The sequence below is a fragment of the Microbacterium sp. B19 genome (assembly GCF_000333395.1).
GTDB lineage: Bacteria > Actinomycetota > Actinomycetes > Actinomycetales > Microbacteriaceae > Microbacterium.
Genome location: NZ_BADA01000391.1, coordinates 1 through 1,736, shown reverse-complemented (window position 1 = coordinate 1,736; position 1,736 = coordinate 1). Strand labels below are relative to the sequence as shown.

General features: G+C 72.8%; 2 protein-coding genes. Both read right to left on the bottom strand.

The window, feature by feature from the left end; translation table 11 throughout:
• Window positions 1–140: 140 nt before the first annotated feature.
• Entirely contained in the window at window positions 141–857 is a 717-nt protein-coding gene (locus I5G_RS24105) for an alpha/beta fold hydrolase (protein ID WP_022879624.1), read from the bottom strand.
• 82 nt (window positions 858–939) lie between these two features.
• Window positions 940–1,736: helix-turn-helix transcriptional regulator (locus tag I5G_RS14040; protein WP_026095939.1), on the bottom strand; the 797-nt coding region annotated here is incomplete at its 5' end.

The window sequence follows — 1,736 nt, the reverse complement described above, 5'->3', positions numbered from 1 at the left end:
ACGGTCGCACGGGCGACATCGGTGATGACCGCGCCCGTGGACGGGGCGATGACGTCCATGCGGCCGCCGTCGACGGCATCCCCGCCACTGTCCGTCGATAAACAGGCGCCCGGGCGCGATCACGGTGGTGTCGACGATGCTCACCGGGTCACCTCCGCGGGGGCGATGACGTCGGCGAGGACGCCGGCGAACCACACCGGATCGTCCTCGAACGGCGTGTGTCCGGTGGCGACCCGGACGACCTCCGCGCCCGAGCGGGCGACGAGATGCTCCTGGAACGCGGTCGGCACCAGGGCGTCCTGCTCGGTGAGGACGTAGGCGGTCGGCTTCGCGCGCCAGGCGACGCGGGTCACGGGAGAGGTGAAGGCCCCGAGCGACTGCGGCCGGAACGTGTCCGCGATCATCTCGGCCAGACCGGCCGGAGCGTCGGCCGGAAGGTCGGCGGAGACCATCGCGATGCGCTCCTCGCGCGAACGGCCCATCGAGACCATCCCGTCGGCGATGCCCCAGAACTCGGGCACATCGCCGCCGACCGCCTGCTGCAGCGTCTCGCCGGCGTCCAGCGCGAACGCTGCGACGTAGACGACCTGCGCGACGGCCGGGTGGTCGCCCGCCTGGGTGGTGGGGATGCCGCCGTACGAGTGCGCCACGAGGGTCACCGGTCCTTCGGCGGCATCCAGGTACTCGGTGATCGCGGCCGCGTCGGCGTACATGTCGGCGGTGCTGCCGATGCTCGGCAGGGCCACGGCGTCGACCTGGAACCCGCGACCGCGCAGGGCGTCGGCGAGCCGGTCGAACACCCACGGGCCCGCCCAGGCCCCGTGGACGAGAAGGATGCGGGGTGGGGAAAGGGTCATGCGTGCGCTCCTCGGATGGGGACGACCTCGGCGTCGTCGGCCCCAGTGTCGGACGCGTCCGACCGGGACGGTATCCGTAGGACTACCGAACAGCGGCGAGCGTCGACTGGTACCAGGCGGCGATCTGCGCGCGGGACGAGAACCCGAGCTTGGCGAGGATGCGCTGCACGTGCGTGTCGACGGTGCGCACCGACAGGACCAGCCGGTCCGCGATCTCCCGGTTGCTGAGTCCCTCGTGGATGCCGGCGGCCACCTCGCTCTCCCGGGCGCTGAGCCCCGTCGCGGGGCGTCCGGGCGCCCCCGCGAAGGCGGCGGCCTCGGCGGGGGAGAGCCCTTCTCCGATCGCGGAGAGCCGCTCGAACGCCTCGTCGCCGAGCCGCTGGCGCACGATCGCGACGCACCGGTCGTGCTGGGCGACCATGTGCGGGCCGTGCACCGCGATGCCCGAATCGATGCGCCGCCACCAGCTCCGCGCCGCGCCGAGGAGGACGGCGGTGCGTTCGGTGGGGGAGCGGGCCGCGTCGATCCAGCTCAGCAGTTCCAGCACGAGGCAGTCGCCGACGGGATCGTCGATGCCCTCCTCGAGCACGAGGGCGTCCCGCGCGTTGCGCTCCGCCTCGTCGAGGTCGCCGTCGGCGTACAGGGCGAGGGCGATGGCCCACTGGGACAGCGACCGCTGCCACCGTTCGTCGATCGATTCGGCGAAGCTCAGTGCCTCCCGCGCCGGGGTGGCGGCATCCGGCAGTCCCAACTGGGTGCGCGTCACCGTGAGCTGGAACTGCGCGAGCATCGCCTCCTCGGGGTGCCCGATCGATCGCGCGAGACCGATCGATCGCAGCAGCTCGTCACGGGCGAGTTCGCCCTCGCCGGAGAACAGGG